This is a genomic window from Nitrososphaera sp. AFS (genome assembly GCF_009898475.1).
GTDB lineage: Archaea > Thermoproteota > Nitrososphaeria > Nitrososphaerales > Nitrososphaeraceae > Nitrosopolaris.
On sequence record NZ_QURE01000040.1, the window covers coordinates 1 to 16,337 of the forward strand.

At 38.4% G+C, this 16,337-nt stretch carries 14 protein-coding genes; 6 read left to right on the forward strand and 8 right to left on the reverse strand.

From position 1 onward, the window contains the following. Positions 1 to 74: 74 nt before the first annotated feature. The 3 genes from DYY65_RS05995 to DYY65_RS06005 form a co-directional block, all read right to left on the reverse strand. Positions 75 to 617, reverse strand: coding sequence for a DUF309 domain-containing protein (locus DYY65_RS05995; protein ID WP_162477072.1), 543 nt, complete (start codon positions 615 to 617; stop codon positions 75 to 77). A gap of 175 nt (positions 618 to 792) precedes the next feature. Continuing rightward, entirely contained in the window at positions 793 to 4,365 is a 3,573-nt protein-coding gene (locus DYY65_RS06000) for a DNA polymerase II large subunit (protein ID WP_236561698.1), read from the reverse strand. Further along, positions 4,362 to 5,102 carry a geranylgeranylglyceryl/heptaprenylglyceryl phosphate synthase gene (locus tag DYY65_RS06005; protein WP_370519308.1) on the reverse strand — a complete coding sequence of 247 codons (741 nt, stop codon included), beginning with the start codon at positions 5,100 to 5,102 and terminating at the stop codon, positions 4,362 to 4,364. The genes DYY65_RS06000 and DYY65_RS06005 overlap by 4 nt, the downstream gene beginning before the upstream one ends. Positions 5,103 to 5,438: 336 nt before the next feature. On the opposite strand from DYY65_RS06005, the gene DYY65_RS06010 reads away from it, so the two are divergent. Next, on the forward strand, positions 5,439 to 5,855 hold the full coding sequence (locus DYY65_RS06010) for an ester cyclase (protein ID WP_162477074.1): 417 nt from the start codon (positions 5,439 to 5,441) through the stop codon (positions 5,853 to 5,855). A 598-nt stretch (positions 5,856 to 6,453) separates the two neighbouring features. Here DYY65_RS06010 and DYY65_RS06015 read toward each other — a convergent pair. Then, the gene (locus DYY65_RS06015; RefSeq protein ID WP_162477075.1) at positions 6,454 to 7,023 is read right to left on the reverse strand and encodes a universal stress protein; all 570 of its coding nucleotides are present in this window, start codon (positions 7,021 to 7,023) and stop codon (positions 6,454 to 6,456) included. Between the two features lie 548 nt (positions 7,024 to 7,571). Between DYY65_RS06015 and DYY65_RS12970 the strand changes: the two genes are divergently transcribed. Further along, entirely contained in the window at positions 7,572 to 7,715 is a 144-nt protein-coding gene (locus DYY65_RS12970; protein ID WP_370519310.1) for a universal stress protein, read from the forward strand. A gap of 62 nt (positions 7,716 to 7,777) precedes the next feature. Here DYY65_RS12970 and DYY65_RS06025 read toward each other — a convergent pair whose 3' ends face one another. From DYY65_RS06025 to DYY65_RS06035, 3 genes are all read right to left on the reverse strand, one after another. Then, positions 7,778 to 8,011, reverse strand: coding sequence for a hypothetical protein (locus DYY65_RS06025; RefSeq protein ID WP_201449364.1), 234 nt, complete (start codon positions 8,009 to 8,011; stop codon positions 7,778 to 7,780). A 770-nt stretch (positions 8,012 to 8,781) separates the two neighbouring features. Further along, a complete protein-coding gene (locus DYY65_RS06030; RefSeq protein ID WP_370519309.1) occupies positions 8,782 to 9,276 on the reverse strand; it encodes a redoxin domain-containing protein in 495 nt (164 codons plus the stop codon). A gap of 219 nt (positions 9,277 to 9,495) precedes the next feature. Then, positions 9,496 to 9,651: a hypothetical protein gene (locus DYY65_RS06035; protein WP_162477076.1), complete on the reverse strand. Its 156-nt coding sequence runs from the start codon at positions 9,649 to 9,651 to the stop codon at positions 9,496 to 9,498. Positions 9,652 to 10,340: 689 nt separating this feature from the next. On the opposite strand from DYY65_RS06035, the gene aspS reads away from it, so the two are divergent. The 4 genes from aspS to gatB are packed head-to-tail and all read left to right on the forward strand — an operon-like array spanning position 10,341 to position 14,921. Then, positions 10,341 to 11,681: an aspartate--tRNA(Asn) ligase gene (gene aspS / locus DYY65_RS06040; RefSeq protein ID WP_162477077.1), complete on the forward strand. Its 1,341-nt coding sequence runs from the start codon at positions 10,341 to 10,343 to the stop codon at positions 11,679 to 11,681. Positions 11,682 to 11,708: 27 nt separating this feature from the next. Continuing rightward, positions 11,709 to 11,981, forward strand: coding sequence for an Asp-tRNA(Asn)/Glu-tRNA(Gln) amidotransferase subunit GatC (gatC, locus tag DYY65_RS06045; RefSeq protein WP_162477078.1), 273 nt, complete (start codon positions 11,709 to 11,711; stop codon positions 11,979 to 11,981). Then, positions 11,982 to 13,478 (forward strand): Asp-tRNA(Asn)/Glu-tRNA(Gln) amidotransferase subunit GatA, encoded by a 1,497-nt coding sequence (gene gatA, locus DYY65_RS06050; RefSeq protein ID WP_162477079.1) that lies wholly within the window; start codon positions 11,982 to 11,984, stop codon positions 13,476 to 13,478. 9 nt (positions 13,479 to 13,487) lie between these two features. Next, positions 13,488 to 14,921: an Asp-tRNA(Asn)/Glu-tRNA(Gln) amidotransferase subunit GatB gene (gene gatB, locus DYY65_RS06055; RefSeq protein WP_370519311.1), complete on the forward strand. Its 1,434-nt coding sequence runs from the start codon at positions 13,488 to 13,490 to the stop codon at positions 14,919 to 14,921. Positions 14,922 to 15,002: 81 nt separating this feature from the next. On the opposite strand, the gene DYY65_RS06060 is transcribed toward gatB, so the two are convergent. Then, positions 15,003 to 16,271: an ornithine cyclodeaminase gene (locus tag DYY65_RS06060; protein WP_162477081.1), complete on the reverse strand. Its 1,269-nt coding sequence runs from the start codon at positions 16,269 to 16,271 to the stop codon at positions 15,003 to 15,005. Positions 16,272 to 16,337: the final 66 nt, after the last annotated feature.

The following is a 16,337-nucleotide window of genomic DNA, read 5'->3' on the forward strand; positions in this document are numbered from 1 at the left end:
TATTATCATGTGAAGATAATTTTTATGTGAAGATCGGACAAGAGTAGATCTATTCATAATAAACACAAAAATGCCTATATTTTGAATCTCTGAACACATCCCGATTCAATTATATGCAATACATTTTTCTTTACTTGATCTATATCGATATCAAAGTACAAGCCCTCGGCCTTTGAGAACTTTTTGAGCGCTCTCTCCAATATGGCAGTACAAATATTTTTCTCATCTTTTTCGTCATGAACAAATGCAGCTGAGACTAATATAATCCCATTTAGCAAGTCTTTTTCCTCATCACTGGATTCCTTCCACACAGGTTCAAGGACTTCATGAGCCCTCCAATACTTTTCATCATTAAATGACTGCCTTGCTTTTATTATTGACTCATGTTTGGGTATTTTTTGTTCTACTAACAGTTCGTACTCTGATACCGGTGAAATGGCTGAGAATCTTCTAGTTACTTCAGCGACGATGTTATGTTCAGGCACGCTCGTATCAAATTCAATGTGATTGGTTGCAACACGAGTATCACGTACTACAACTCCCATATCAGATACCAGGTTTCTGGCTTTCTGCAGCAACCTACTGGCCTGTCCAGAGGTGTAATCCTGATTCTTCAAATAAATCAAATATCTAGGCATGGCATTCATAGTATAATATCATGTCATCGTAGCACTAACTTAAACCATCAGGAATCATAGCATGCTCAATACTTTTAGGGAATGCGAATCCGCAAGTACATATACTTACATTCCTTGCCCCTATTTGATCCTACCACGGTAGTAACACAGTGAATTAACTCTCCATGAATTCGGTGAGAGTAAATTGTTCTTTTGGTCGTTCTTTGAATATGAATTTCAATTCCATAATGAGAGACTCTACCCGACCGCGCAGGTATTCGTTAACCTTGAATTGATTACATATGTTCGTTGCAATATTTGCATACTTCTCTACTGACCCTCTTGTGACTGTCTGCAGAAGCTCGTTCTGGCATTCTATACACTTACCTGCAAGTGGCATTCTACGATATTTCTCACCACAGTTACTACATCGAAAAGACTGCGATGAGTACGATCGCATATTACCCATGATATCAGGCAGAATGTGTGTTGTTAGTACCATTGATGCCACCTCATCAGGATCTACAGCATTAATTAGTTTTGCAGTTGCCAGCTGCATTTCCAATTTCTCGTCCATTGAATTTAGTCTAGAGTATGCACTTCGTTGAGTATTAGTTGTCAGCAAATCAGTCAAGTGAGTAAATCCATAGCCAGAAAATTGTTGTAGCTTTCCGAGTCGGTCCTTAATTATTTCTATTTTGTCAGCTAAATCAGCTGCTTTATCTTGTCTCAAAGTTGATTCATAGAATTCAAGCGGATAAGCGGAAGCGACGTCTATGTTATGAGCTTGCCTTTGTACTTCATTTGGCAATACGATAGGCTGAATAAGTAGTGGGGCATCCATAAGACCGCCGATTTTATCAGGTAGGAAATCATATGAAAAGTTTAGGAAGGCATCGCTTAGCAGCATTATAGAGTCTGCATCTCCATCACAATCTCTACGCTTTGCAGAATGCCATATAGGATGAGCCAAACAAACCTGGGAATTGGTAAACCCTATAATTCTACCTATAATGCCAACTGATGTGTGAGGCGCTAAACCAATTACTATGTGGCCAACAAGATCATCTATAGTAGATGCGTTATACAAGGGCTCAAGTCCATATAATTTTACAAGCTCCTCGTCAACAAAAGCAGCTACATTAAGTAAATGATTTGAACAATCCAAAGGGAGTATGACATCTTGCATCATCAATTCAACTGTTTGATCAGGTGAAACTAAATCTTGACCTAGATAATCTCGAGTATAGCCTAAGTTCCTTAGCCTCTGAATTGAACTTCCAATCCATCTGCCCTTAAAATGTGTCATTGGTTCATTGGTCGCATCAAATCTTACAGTTCCATCCTTAAAGCTGAATAGATTAGATTTCTGTCTCAATATGCCCTTTTCTAGTACTTCGGCAGATCTGTTTTGGCTCATGAGAGATTTAACACCTTTGAGTGGCTCTTGGGCGATAATTCCGAGTTGTCTTTGAGCAGTGTCAATTGTGTTTCTGAGTGAAAAGTTGACTGGTGAGTAAGTCTTACCCCCTTTACCGCACCTGTAGCACCGGTTATTATTAGTCTCATCCAAAATTTCCTCCTTACAAACTACGCATAAATTTCGTATCGGAGTATGCTCTTGACAATTTCGACAACGAATCCCAACCGAAGGCAGCTTACACCTATAACAAAATCTATTGGCAATATCAGCATAAAATGAATCGTCTTTAGCTGCTTTTAGAATGTCGCGGGTTGGACCACCTTTTACTCCAATCGGAAATAACACATGAACGGGGGGCTTCATTTTCCTTTCTGCAGCCTTTTCAGGACGCCCTACTCTGACCGCGATTGACGAGGCAAATTTTGCCCTTACCGCAATTCCTGATATCTTTGAGATGAAATCCAATGTATTTTCTATTCGGGTTGTTTTGTCTCCATCAAGGTTATTTTCTATTGATGATGAACTGTGGCCTGCTCTTTTAACTGATGGATCAGGGTTCAACAATCTGGTCAGAGAGTACACTACATCCTGGTCATTTATCTCGATAAATTTTTCTTTGCTGTTCAATGAATGAGGGATGCCCAGTCTTTCCAGGATATCCTTTATTTTTGGCTCATGTACAAATCGTAGAGCTTCAATATTTGATGGAACTGATAATGCATTGGCCTTTGTTATACCTTCACAATATTGGCCAATTTTTTCTTTCATTAACAAAACTTCATCTACGTTAACACAATCCCAATAGTATGAATATTTTGGATGAAGCGGAATTCCAAAATACTCACTAATTTCAAATGCCTCTTTAACGCTAGGTAGTACCGATTGAGAACTGTTTGACAGTTGGATTAATCTCTCAGTAATTAAATCCTTCGAAACCGGGGTTAGAGTATGTGACGCCAATATTTTTTCACGTAGATGCAAGGCCCAAACTTCTTCTACATAGCTGGCAGGAAGCAATTGAGCATTATTTTCAAGGAAGTCTCCATAACTTATCAGAATGTCACCCATATAGAGTATTTTTTCAACATTTGACCTGACTAACTCCGCCTGTTCTACTGAAAACACTTGTATGACATTGCCGTTCTGAAGTCTAACAATTGGAGGTTCAATGGTGTCGACAACGGCTATTGAGGATGCCTTACCAGGTACGTCTATTTTGATTTGAGTACCTACTACAATAGCGTGATCTAACAATACAAGCACGGTAGGATGAATACCTATGGTTGACAATCCGGTGTTGAAGGATCGGCCGTACCTGAGTCTGAAGCCTCCAATCTTCTTACTCATTGAAAGTACTGGCCTTCCTGTGATGACTTCAGACATTCTGTGGGTTGCAGCGTCGTCTGTACCAGTTTGAATTGCACCTTGCAATTCCTTGAGCCAATTCCAACCGCTTAGCTTTAACGTTTCAACCATTTTGAGTAATTTTCTGCTCCGACCTATCAGACCATCATTCATTACTCTGAGTGCTCCTCCGCGCACTCTGTCAGTAGAGATTCTCTTCATACCTCTATGTCCTAAGACTTCGACAGGATCTGTATCTATTCCGTCAAGCTCAACAGGTAAGCTAGTTATGCATTTAATTAAGTCTTCATCTAAAACCTTAAACTGGAAATTCCCAACTTCACGCTCATATACTCGAAGTTCTTCGATAAACCTCCCAGTCTCATCATCGTATGAATTAGCCACATATTTTCCAAGACCCGTAATCTTTCTAACGTGATCTGCTATTAACATTGTAAACGCTGCTTCAGTCCCACCTGCTGACCTAATAGGACCTGCGAAGGAAATCGAAAGATATTGGCTGCTGTCTTTGTTGCTCTTAATCTGTACGTCAGCTATACCTTGGAGCGGGGCAATTGTCATTCCCTCTGTAACTATAGCCAAACTTACGCGAACTGCATTATCGAGTCTGGTCCGTAGATCACCATCGCCATATTCTGCCAAGGCTATTTCCTCAGCTATGGTAAACGCTGCTTTTTCTTTGGAAGATACTGCAAGCAAAGCACGAAGCCGGTCAGCTATATCGATATTATGCATTTTTGCGACTCTGTCTGCAAGGTCATAGGCGATTTTTGGTTCCACTTTATCCACGGGATCTAGCCCAAGTTTGCGGGCCTGTGTTGCAAGCCCAAAACATTTCTCCACATTTTTCAAAATGCCGTTCTGATAGATTAGATAATATGAAGGCATGCTTATGTCTCTAAGGCGGAGCTGGGCTTCATCGATCATTGATGTGCCATGTGGCGTTGTTGTTGTTGTCATTTCCTTATCTGCTTGATTATGGTGGATAGCTTATCTTCCCAGGATCCCTCTTGTTCAATCATAGTACTAATTACAATAATGTCGGCCCCCGCATTAGCAATTTCCCTGGCCGTTTCTGGAGCGCGGATCCCGCCTCCAACTATCAGAATTCCCTCATAATTTTTTCGTACCGTAGATACCATTTGAGGTTGGATACTTTGTGTAGCACCTGAACCAGCTTCAAGATACAAAAACCTCATTCCTAGAAATTGAGCAGCCAATGAATACATAGCGGCTATCCTAGGTTTATTGAAAGGAATTCCACGAGCACGTCCGATGAACCATACGGTAGTACCTTCCCCTATGATAAGATAACCGGTAGGTAATGGCTCAATATTATACTTCTTAACAGAAAGCGCTCCAAGAGCCTGGGCCTCAGTTATAAAATATGGATCTTCTGAGTTAAGCAAAGTGCTGAAAAGAATTGCATCGGCATTGGGTGAAACCCCTGTAACATTGCCAGGAAATAATATGACTGGTATGGCAATCTGTAGTTTGATGCTCGAGACTATGTTAGTGAGTTCGAGTTGATCTATTGCCGAGGATCCGCCAACGAGCACTGCTGAAGCACCCAATGATTCCACCTTCTTAGCGATAGAAGCCGCTCCAGTAGAATTTTCAGAGTCTAAAAGTGGAAAACATAAGGTGCCAAATTTTTTGACCTCATCACGAATGTAATCTTCAATTTTTCGCGTCACGCTCCTTGTGGATGGTAAACGGCCGTATATCAAGTATATGCATTCAGACTGTAACCGTTGAATCCGGTTTCATCCACGAATAGCCAGAGATTTTTGACTTTAGGAAACTGCTTATCGTACCCCCGACAAAGTGTAATGTTAAATGCCTTACGGATTTTGCTTGTTCTGATGATTGTTCTGAATGCACCTGTACAAGTTGATCCCTAATACAGCACACCAATTTAATATACTTTCGATATGCTTTCCCGTAGTGATAATAGGTTTAGATTGCAATTAAATTGCCCAATATTACTAGAAAACAGTTAAATTCTGACTGCCAATAATAGGAACTTGAAAATGTCCATTATAGATACTAAACAAATTACTCGCCAATTTTTTGATGATGCATACAACCAAGGAAATCTGGAAGGTATTGATAACCTTGTGACACCAAGCTTTGTATATCACGCTCGCGGTGAAGACGTGCAAGGAATTGAAAATTTTAAGAAATGGATAGCCTCTGACCGTGCTGCTTTTCCTGATATGCGGTTTACGATAGTGGATAGCATAGCAGAGTCTAATAAAATTGCTTCCACTTTCGTTGTTGAAGGTACGCATAAACAGGAATTTCGTGGCATTCCAGCTACACATAAGAAATTTGAAACCGTAGGTATCACTGTTTTTCATTTCGATGGCAACAAGATAAAGGAGGCATGGGTAGTAGTCGATGGATTGTCAGCAGCATTACAGATTGGTGTTGTTAGAAGAGTATAGTCCAAAAATAAGCAGAATGCTAATCCATTAGTAGATAGGCAGTTGTGGTGCAGAGGTTGAACTTCGTTATTATTAGTAAATTAGTTTCATACCAAGTTCCAATTTCGATTTTCGCATCTAGCCATTACTCTCTTAAAGCAGATTAAGACATCTGTCTCTTATAAGTGAGTAGAAGCAACACCAACTAAGAGCCCTTCTAATCTGGTTCTAATCAATTACAGTAGGGGGATAGATTTTGTGAAAGGTCAAGGATCATTGTATAAGAAGCCAATCATGAATTTTGGATTTTCTACTCACAATAGAAATCTTATATTATATTATGCTATACTAAAAGCATCTCTGTCGTAGTTGCTGAATACGTTGGAATGTCGATCCAGAGAAAATGGTTATTTATTTCGATACCAAATCCACAGAGCTTAATCCTCCAGTGTCCCGAAACTATCCAGAAGTGGTTTTAAATATAAGGCTGATATTGCAGGCTATTGGTAAGAAGCAGAGATCGGGATCTGTCATAATTACCGGAACCATATGACTCGCAACGCTGTCGTAGTTTGCATTCCTGGAATGGCATATCAAGACTTACCTTTAGAGGAGCCTTTCACTTTACCACCAACACGGGACAGTGTGCATGAGTAACAACCCCGGATGCAATACTTCCCAGTAATAATCTCTTAAACCCTGACTTTCCTCTTGTTCCTACCACAATTAAATCGATATTCTCGCGTTCGGCATATCCTATAATGCTGCCTATGACAGAGAGTGGACTAACTATTATGAGAGTTTTCAGCTGGATAATAGCCCGAACGGTTTCCCCAGTATTTTCTTTTGCTGTAGCAGCATTGGCTGATGCTTTTACCTTATCGTCAATTTCAGCAAACCAAGGTCGAGACTCTTCTTTAGCCCAATATACAAATTCTGTTGCAGTGCCTGGAATCTGATCTTCTGGTGTATCTGAAGTGTAATCATTTCCTACTGGAGACGATGTTGCGTATAAGGTAATTAACTGTGCATTAATCTTTTGAGCAAGAGTAATTGCATAGTCTACTGCATCCATTGATGGTTTAGAACCATCTATTCCAACTAAAATTTTCGAGAACTTTTCGTTTAAATTAAACAAGGCCTTTTGACTATTTGTAGCAACTTCACTATATAATAATAACTTAGACATGATATCTCTCAGGACCTTTGGTTCAAACAACCAAAGTCCAACTAATTCCTAAGAAAGTGCATATTTGACATAAAGGGCACAGAATGTTTAACTACGATGGATTGTTTTATTGAATGCAAGAACTGGTCACGACGTGTTGACTCTGACTAAGTAGGAAATTTGTGCTAAAACTTCATTTTGAGGACATGCTGTCATCCTTTAAAATGGAGTGGAACTTAAATCGGGTCTGGTCTGGCAGATGAGCATACAGAATCACTAGATGAGAACATCATGACACAAGATGATAAAAGGAGAAAACTCAACTAGAAGCGAAGAATTTTAACACTTGACATCAGACTTTGAGCACAGAGTCAGTACTCTTGAAAATTACCAAATTGATGGTTCAGAATACTCATTAAAAGCACGCACCCACTGTCGACAAAAATCACGCTGACATCAAATGGAAAGTCGAAAATTTGTTTGGGAGAGTTAGACAAATAACAAAGAATGAAGGTCTGTCAGATGTGAAGACACATACCTTCGTTATGTTAAATCCAGTTAGCTAATCGATTTTAAATTATACCGCTAGTGAGAATATAGACCTAATAGTCATTGGAGCCAGGAGTAGAACTGGACTAAAAAGGTTCTTGATTGGGAGCACCGCAAATGTCGTAGTGCTACATGTTTACTGCTATGTACTTTTAGCCAGATAAGCAATTATGTTAGTTTTTCAAACGTTAGCTCATGGGGTTCTGATGTTAAATCAAGGTTAGAGTTAAAAGTTATCTCCAAAGTTATGCATATGCTCGTCAACATCAGATTGAGGATTCGTAGCTTTATTCGTATGTTCCCATTTATGGGTTCGATGATCTTCTTTTTGTAGATGCTCTTCTCTAACGTGATGAAGTCTATCTTTTTCATGGATGAATTCTTTACCACACTCATGGCACTTCATAATTGAATGGTGATGTACATGTCTTACGTGCGCAATCAAATCATTATAATTCACAAATTTTTGGCCACATAGATCGCAGATATTTTCATTATGTCTATTATGCTTAAGAATATCCAATAGAAACATCGATATTAATTTAATTATGCCTGAGTATTAAAACTTATGTATGTGGTTAGCAGCCCTGTTAACTAATGCATCCACTTTGTCATATTATCAAATTTAGAAATGAAGTTGACGATGCTATTATGCATAAATACAAATAGCGTGAACCCACTTGTGAACATGCCGAAGATTACATAATCCACCTCACACATGGATAGTAGTCATCTACTACTTCAGTTCTATCTTCTAGATATTCAGGTCTTAAAACTATTTAATCGTTCTTTAAGCTCTACTTTATTCAAATGAAGAGTGCAATCTGTGCTCTGGTCCTAGTGATATGCACGCTTCGGCACACCATGTATATTGGCGCCCACGTAATCAATACTTCTAGAATATCACATATTTCCCCTCTTCTCCCAATTCATATTTTGTTATCATTGCAGAATTATTTTTGAGATCTATTTAGCCAAATTCTATCATCGACAATTTTATACGCAATTTTGGATTGCAGCAGACTAAAATTCAGTTTTGCAATCATCTATAACCTATAACAAATGATTTAAAAAGTATGAATGGCAGATTTAATATTGAGGACATAAAAGATGCACTAAAGCCGCAGTGTACAAGACCCGGTTCAGCTCCCTAGAGATAGGACGACCTTGAATTTGGACTTTAGTGGATATAAATTTTCATTGATGCAAATCCAATATCCATGTGAATATCTAGTCTGTTTTCTTAAGAACGGTGTTAATTTCTTCATAGTTAGTAGGCTCAATTGTTGGAACGTCTGAGACCCACTTGTAGATTATATTGTAATTTTCATCCAGAATGAAAATCGACCGTTTAGCTGCATTGTATCCTTCCAGTGGTCCCAAATTTTCCATCACCACTCCATACTTGTTTATAGTCTCGCGCTTGTAATCACTTAACAAATCAAAATTAAGATGGCGATTTTCTGTAAATATTTTGTTGGCAAATGGTCCATCAACAGAAATGCCAATAATCCGAGCACCACTCTGTTGTAGATCAGTCATCGAGTCCCTGAAACTGCACATCTCCGCAGTGCAGGTGGGCGATTCGGCAGCAGGAAAAAAGGCAAGGACAATCTTTCCCCCTGTGTAATCCCTTAATTTGTGCATTTTCATATTAATATCTGGAAGCTGAAAGTCTGGAGCTTTATCTCCTATATTCGGTACAGAACTGTTTGCTTTAGACACTGAAATCCAATATAAAATGTAGAAATAAGAATGTTGCCAGTATGATAAAAATATCCTCAATATAGCAATGGATTCAGATCGTTTTATCTTATAACGAAAACCTCGTATCAATCTACTTTATCTAACGCCTACCGTAGCTGACGAGCAATGGTAATAATTAGTGACACGGTGGTTGAGATCTAGTTGGATAACAGATTTCCAACTTAGACTAACTAACAATTATGCCGCATTGCTAATCGGTGTTTTTCCACTCCTGTTGTGCATTCGGGAATTAATCTTCTTCATACTTTTACTAATATCTTTTAAATAAACTAGGTATCCTAAAACTGCTAATGGTATGCCTATCCCAAATGCAAAATAGATTCCATATTCCATAGCCAACCTTTGTTTCCACCCCTGTCTATATATTGAACATTAAAATATATTAATTTTATCAGTTTTAATCAAACTAAGATTATTGTTATAATAATTCTGATAATATAAAAATGTTTGTTACAAATATGCCGAGAAAGTCGTATCAATATCTAAGGAAAGCTCCTTAAACAACTGATCATGTATGAAAGTATAATTTAAAAATTAAGTTCAAAAATCGAGCACTATTTTCTAATCTATCAAACCAAAGTCTGATTTATTGTGACATGATTTCTCTGGCAGTGCACTTACTGAGAGGATAGATGAGTAAACAATGTCATACTGCTATTGATTTAAAGCTCCTGATACTGGTTTATCACCGTTGGAATTACAGATAGGAATTAGTGGCTGATTAAAGGATCAATCATGGCCTTTTTAATGCTTGAATTCAATTATCAGGATCTTTAATATGCTTGAATTGGATTTAACTGACTGAAAGAAAGCATTATCCATTGGGAACCTGATTGAATATTTCAGCCTTCAGATTGAAGGACTAACATCGAATTCTGATTTCGATAATGTTAGGCAAAAATATTGATTCTATAATAAACATTTCTCTACACACTGAAATTCCTTAGTTTTGTTTGAAATGCCGGGACATTAAAGGGTTAAATTATCCGTCTCTATGAAATCTATCACTATTAGATTTAGAATTGAATGACCAACTACGTGAAGAGGATATTGGGCTGTGGAGAAGGACACACTATTCATCGGAGATCAATTTATCAAATGAAGAAAGAGAGGTAACAATTATGGGTTGGATTTCGAGTAAACGAGATCATGGCAATATTCAATTTGTGATTGTAAGGGACAAATACGGAGACATCCAGGTTATGGCAAAGAAGAATGAGTGTCCGGAAGAATTATTTGCACAATTCCAACTACTAAAAGAACATACTTCCCTTGCTATTCGAGGTAAGGTTAGACCCCAAGAAAAGGCTCCTGGAGGCGCAGAGATTATTCCTTCAGAGTTGAGAGTTTTTTCCATTGCCAGAAAAGCCGCTCCATTTGTATTGCAGAGTAAGACTCAGATTGGTATTGATACTAGATTGGATTTGAGAGCTGTAGATTTACGCAGAAACGTGCTTCAGAGCATTTTCCGTATTCGCTATACTGTATTGAATGCTTGTAGAGAATTCTTGGCTAGGCAACGGTTTATCGAAATAAACACTCCAAAAATGATTGCTACTGCCACAGAAGGTGGTGCTGCTCTATTTCCGATTTTTTACTATGACCGAGAAGCGTTTCTGGCTCAAAGTCCTCAGTTATATAAGGAACAATTGACTATGGCATTTGAAAATGTGTTCGAAATCGGACCTATTTTTAGGGCTGAGCCATCACGCACTAATAGACACCTATCCGAAGCAATATCTATTGATGTGGAAAAGGCCTTCGTAGACTACAACGACATAATGAGTTTACTTGAGAGAATGATATTGCACGTTCTAGATTCAATTAAAGAAAAGAACAAATCTGATCTTGCTGCTCTTGAATTCCAATTCCCAAATGTCGAACTGCCATTTGTTAGATATTCATATTCTGATCTCATTCAACTACTGCGAGAATCTGGGAAGGAAGTGAGATGGGGAGATGACCTTTCACCGCAGGCACTTAAGAACTTACCGGATGAAAGGACTAATAGCTTTTATTTTATTACAGATTGGCCGACCTCTATAAAGCCCTTTTATGTTAAGGCGAATGCCATGTCAGAATCTGGCAGAATCTCAGAGTCATTTGATCTAATGCATGGACAATTAGAAATATCTTCGGGCAGCACGAGAGTGAACAGAAAAGACGAGTTGCTTGAGAGAATGAAAAAACAGGGGCTAAATACTCAATCTTTTGACTATCATCTAAAGGTATTCGACTATGGAATGCCTCCACACGCAGGATTTGGGATCGGTCTAGAACGTTTGATGATGGCGATAACGAACATTGATAACATACGGGACGTATCATTGTACCCTCGCGACATAGACAGGTTAACTCCATAAAAATTACGTAGTATAGAAGTGGCATTCATGGTATCAAAAGACGAAATAAAACATCTTGGTTGGCTCTCAAGGTTAGAATTAACTAATGCAGAGCTAGATAGATATGTATCCCAAATAGATGAGATAATTAGATATTTTGATAAATTGGACACTATTCCGCTATCTGAAAGTGAGTGGAGCTATTCAACCAAAGAAGTTTCTGAATTAAGAGATGACACAAATCGTGTGTTCAAATGGGGCAAATTGCAAAGTCTCAAAAATAGAAAGGATGGTTTCATAAAGGGGCCTAAGATGTCATAAATGCCAAATCATCTATATCATCTTACTGCTAATCAGGTTACTTGCGGCATTAGGAATGGAGAGTTTTCTGCACAAGAATATATATTTCAGATATTAGAAAGAATAGAAAAAGTCGATAATAAAATTAACGCCTTTATCTTAGTTGACAAACAAGGTGCTATAGAAAAAGCGCGCTCTATAGACAAAAGACTTAGAGACGGGGGCGCTGTTGGTGAATTGGCAGGTATCGCAGTTGGAATTAAAGACAACATTTGCATCAAGGATTTAAAAACTACCTGCGCTTCAAATATACTCGAAAGTTATATCCCTCCGTATGATGCAGATGTAATTAGAAGATTAAAAGAAAATGATGCCATAGTAGTTGGTAAACTTAATCTAGATGAGTTTGCAATGGGATCTACTACTGAATTCAGTAGATATGGGCCAACACGCAATCCGTGGAATCTTGATTATGTTGCTGGTGGTTCCTCCGGTGGGAGTGCTGCTAGCGTAGCAGCTTCAGAATGTGCTGTATCATTAGGATCCGATACAGGTGGATCAATAAGATGCCCTTCCAGTTTCTGTTCTGTAGTGGGATTAAAACCGACCTATGGATGCGTCAGCAGATCTGGGTTGATTTCTTACTCCAATAGTTTAGAGCAGATTGGGCCGCTGGGTAAGACAGTTCTTGATGTGGTGATGGTCATGAATGCAATAGCCGGTATAGATGAAAATGATCAAACAACGAAACCAATAAGACCAATAGCTACTCGTACTTCTGAGGATATATCAACGTCTAATATATCTTCAAAATATACTGCAGGCCAAAATAAAAGGAATATCACTATTGGATTAGTGAAGGAACTCATTCAAGGAGCTGATCCGGCTGTTTCAAAATGTATCTATACCGCAGTTGATTTGTTCGAAGGTTTAGACTGTAAATGTGAAGAAACGTCTATGAAATCAATCCAATATGCTCTGGCTTCTTACTATACTATAGCTACGGCAGAAGCTAGTAGTAACCTTGCCAGATACGATAACATTCGTTATGGATTTGATTATGACCCCGAAGGGTATGAATGGAACACATATTTTTCAAATGTCCGCAATAATTTTGGAGATGAAGCTAAAAGACGAATTATCATTGGGTCATATGTTCTTTCTGCTGGCTATTATGGGAAATATTATCTCAAAGCTCAGAAAGCAAGAGAAAGGATAAGACAAGAAATTAAATCACTATTTGAAAGGTTTGACGTCTTGATAGGTCCCACGATGCCCATATTACCTTTCAAAATTGGTGAAAAGATAGATGACCCACTGAAGATGTATCAGATAGATATTGACACTGTTATCGCCAATCTAGCTGGTATACCCGCGATATCAATACCAATAGGATTTAGTAATTCATTTCCTGTAGGATTGCAAATTATGGCAGATTACATGGGCGAACAAACTCTTTTTGATGTTGCATCATTTTTTGAGAAAATAGTTGATGTTCGTAGGAGCCCTGAAATATAATTGGTAGAAGTGAAGATAGGTCTTGAAATTCATTGTCAGCTAACAGGGCTTTCAAGTAAATTATTTTGTCCCTGCCAATGCGATTATAGGGGAGAAGTACCAAATACGACTATCTGTCCTATCTGTTTGGGTCTCCCTGGAACTCTCCCACTTTTAAATAAAAGGGCAGTAGCTTTTGCTAGCATGATTTCAATGGCTCTGGGGTGTAAAGTACAAGAAAGGATAACATTTTACAGAAAGAATTACTTTTACCCTGATCTACCAAAAAATTTTCAAATTACTCAGTATAATGCATTTGGTATCACCAGTATAGGCGCTGATGGGAAAGTCGATTTGGGGGCTAAAAGTATAGGGATTAGAAGAGTACAACTGGAAGAAGATCCTGGAAGACTAATCTATGAAAATGCTGATGTCAATGCTAATTTTTATACGCTTATAGACTATAATAGGGCAGGGGTTGCTCTGGTTGAAATTGTGACTGAGCCTGACTTTGATAACCCAAAAGACGTTAGGTTATTTTTGGATAAAGTCACTTCTACAATTGAACATCTGGGAGTGTGTGATATAAAGCTGGATGGGTCGTTAAGATGTGACGTTAATGTTTCTTTAAAAGGGGGGAAAAAAGTCGAGATCAAAAATATTAACTCATTTGGAGATGTAGAAAAAGCACTTAGATATGAGATTACTAGGCAAAAAACAATGTTGATACGAGAGATCGAAATCAAGTCAGAAACTCGTCATTGGGATGATGCTAGAAAGGTGACCATGCAGTCTAGGACCAAAGAAGAAGAACAAGATTACAAGTACTTTCCAGAACCAGATATTCCAACAATAATTCTCGGTGACCAGTTTATATCGACCATAAAAGCAAAAATGCCTGAGCTTCCAGATGAAAGAAAAATTAGATTTCTAAAGGACTATGCGCTATCTGACCATGTAGCTAAGGTTCTAATTGATAATAAAGAGTTGGCCGACTTTTTCGAGTCAACAGTAAAACTATATCCTTCATCACCTAATGAAATTGCCCACTGGATTATATCTGACCTTCTAGGTTTGGTAGATGATTCAAAGAAGGAAGAGAGGTCTCTTCTCTCTGGATTGAGAATTGAACCAAAACATATTGCTGAGTTGGTTAAAATGATCGATCAGAATAAGGTCAATAGAAACATTGCAAAATCAGTTCTTAGCCAAATAGCAAGGACTGGGGAAATGCCCTCTTGTGTCCTAGATAAAATGAACGCTTCGTTAATAGATAGCGAATCTAAAATAGCTGAAGCCATTGATTCTATATTCGAGCTTGAAATCTCTGCTGTTAGAGATGCAAAACATAATCCAAATGCAATGAACTTCCTTCTTGGAAAAGTAATGCAAATGACTAGAGGAAGGGCAGACCCGAAGATTACTCTGAATTTAATAAAAGCCAGACTTGCTAGAATGGAGTAGTTTGAAGTTATATGTTCTCTCGACGGTCCGGCTTTCGATCAACTATGTTCTAATATTTTAACTTATCTTTATTCTATCTATCTATTTAGCCAGCTTTCTTCCTTTAGTATTTGATCTAATATTTTCTAATTCGTTGACAATAGTAGGCAAGAAGGCTCCTACATCAGTTACAATTCCAACTGCCTGAGTTGTCCCCCTGTCTACCAGTTTCGTTACAACTGGCTGGCTGATGTCTACAGCAACGACCTTGACAGTTGAAGGAAGCATGTTCCCTACTGCAATAGAATGTAGCATAGTTGAAAGCATCAGAACCATTTTCGCACCTTCTAATACTTGCTTATATTTTCGTTGTGCTTCGACAATATCTGTAATAACATCTGGAATAGGACCGTCATCTCTTACTGATCCTGCGAGGACGAACGGGATATCATTGATGATGCATTCATACATGATACCACTTTTAAGAATTTTTTTCTGGACCATTGATTTCAAGGAGCCTGCCTTGAACACTTCATTAATGGCTTGCATATGATTTCTGTAACCACGTGTGGAAAGAGTTCCGTCTTTGGTGCGCATGCCCAAAGATGTTCCCATTAAAGCGTTCTCTACATCATGGACTGCAAGGGCATTACCAGATAGGAGCCCATGAATGTACCCCATGTGGATCAGCCTTGCTAATGCTTCCGATGCGCCTGAATGGACAAGTACTGGACCTGCAACCACTATAATCCTGCCCTTGTGAGTCTTCTTGGTGTTATGAATGTCGATTGCAATTTTCCTAGCAATTTGTTGTGTGGGTCTCTCACTTGAGCTGCCACTACCCATAAATTGAAAGATATCAATACCTTCTCTCGGACGTTCCTGTGGAATTATCCTTACTCCTTGCTCTCCGACTACTATCAGATCACCCTTCTTTAAATCACGTACGATCTTACACTCAGCTCTTTTTTTTTCGACATTGACTGTTATGCACTTGTCCATCATCATATTATCAACGTTTATCCACGCGTCTTCATAGTAAATCTGCGTAGGATTGTTTGTTGTACTGTAAAAATTATCCGGCATAACCATATCCTTCTGAACTGGTTTCAATGAAACCTGTTGAATGGATACGGGTTGGGCTCCCTCTCTGTAAATGGATTCCAATAACTTGTTTAAATGCTCGCGACTTTTTCCTCTGATTATAAGACGTGCGTAACTGACATCTTTTTTTCTCTTTCCGATATGAAAATCCAGAACCTGAAAATCTCCTTCCAGATCCATAACATTATCAAAAATTTTGGTAAGAATCATGGAGTCAATCAGATGACCTTTTACATTGATCTCTTGCTCAAATTTTTTTTCTGTCAAATATCAAAAGACAACTATTAAAAATATTATTCTTGAGAACAGGGATTTATATTTATTGATAAGTAA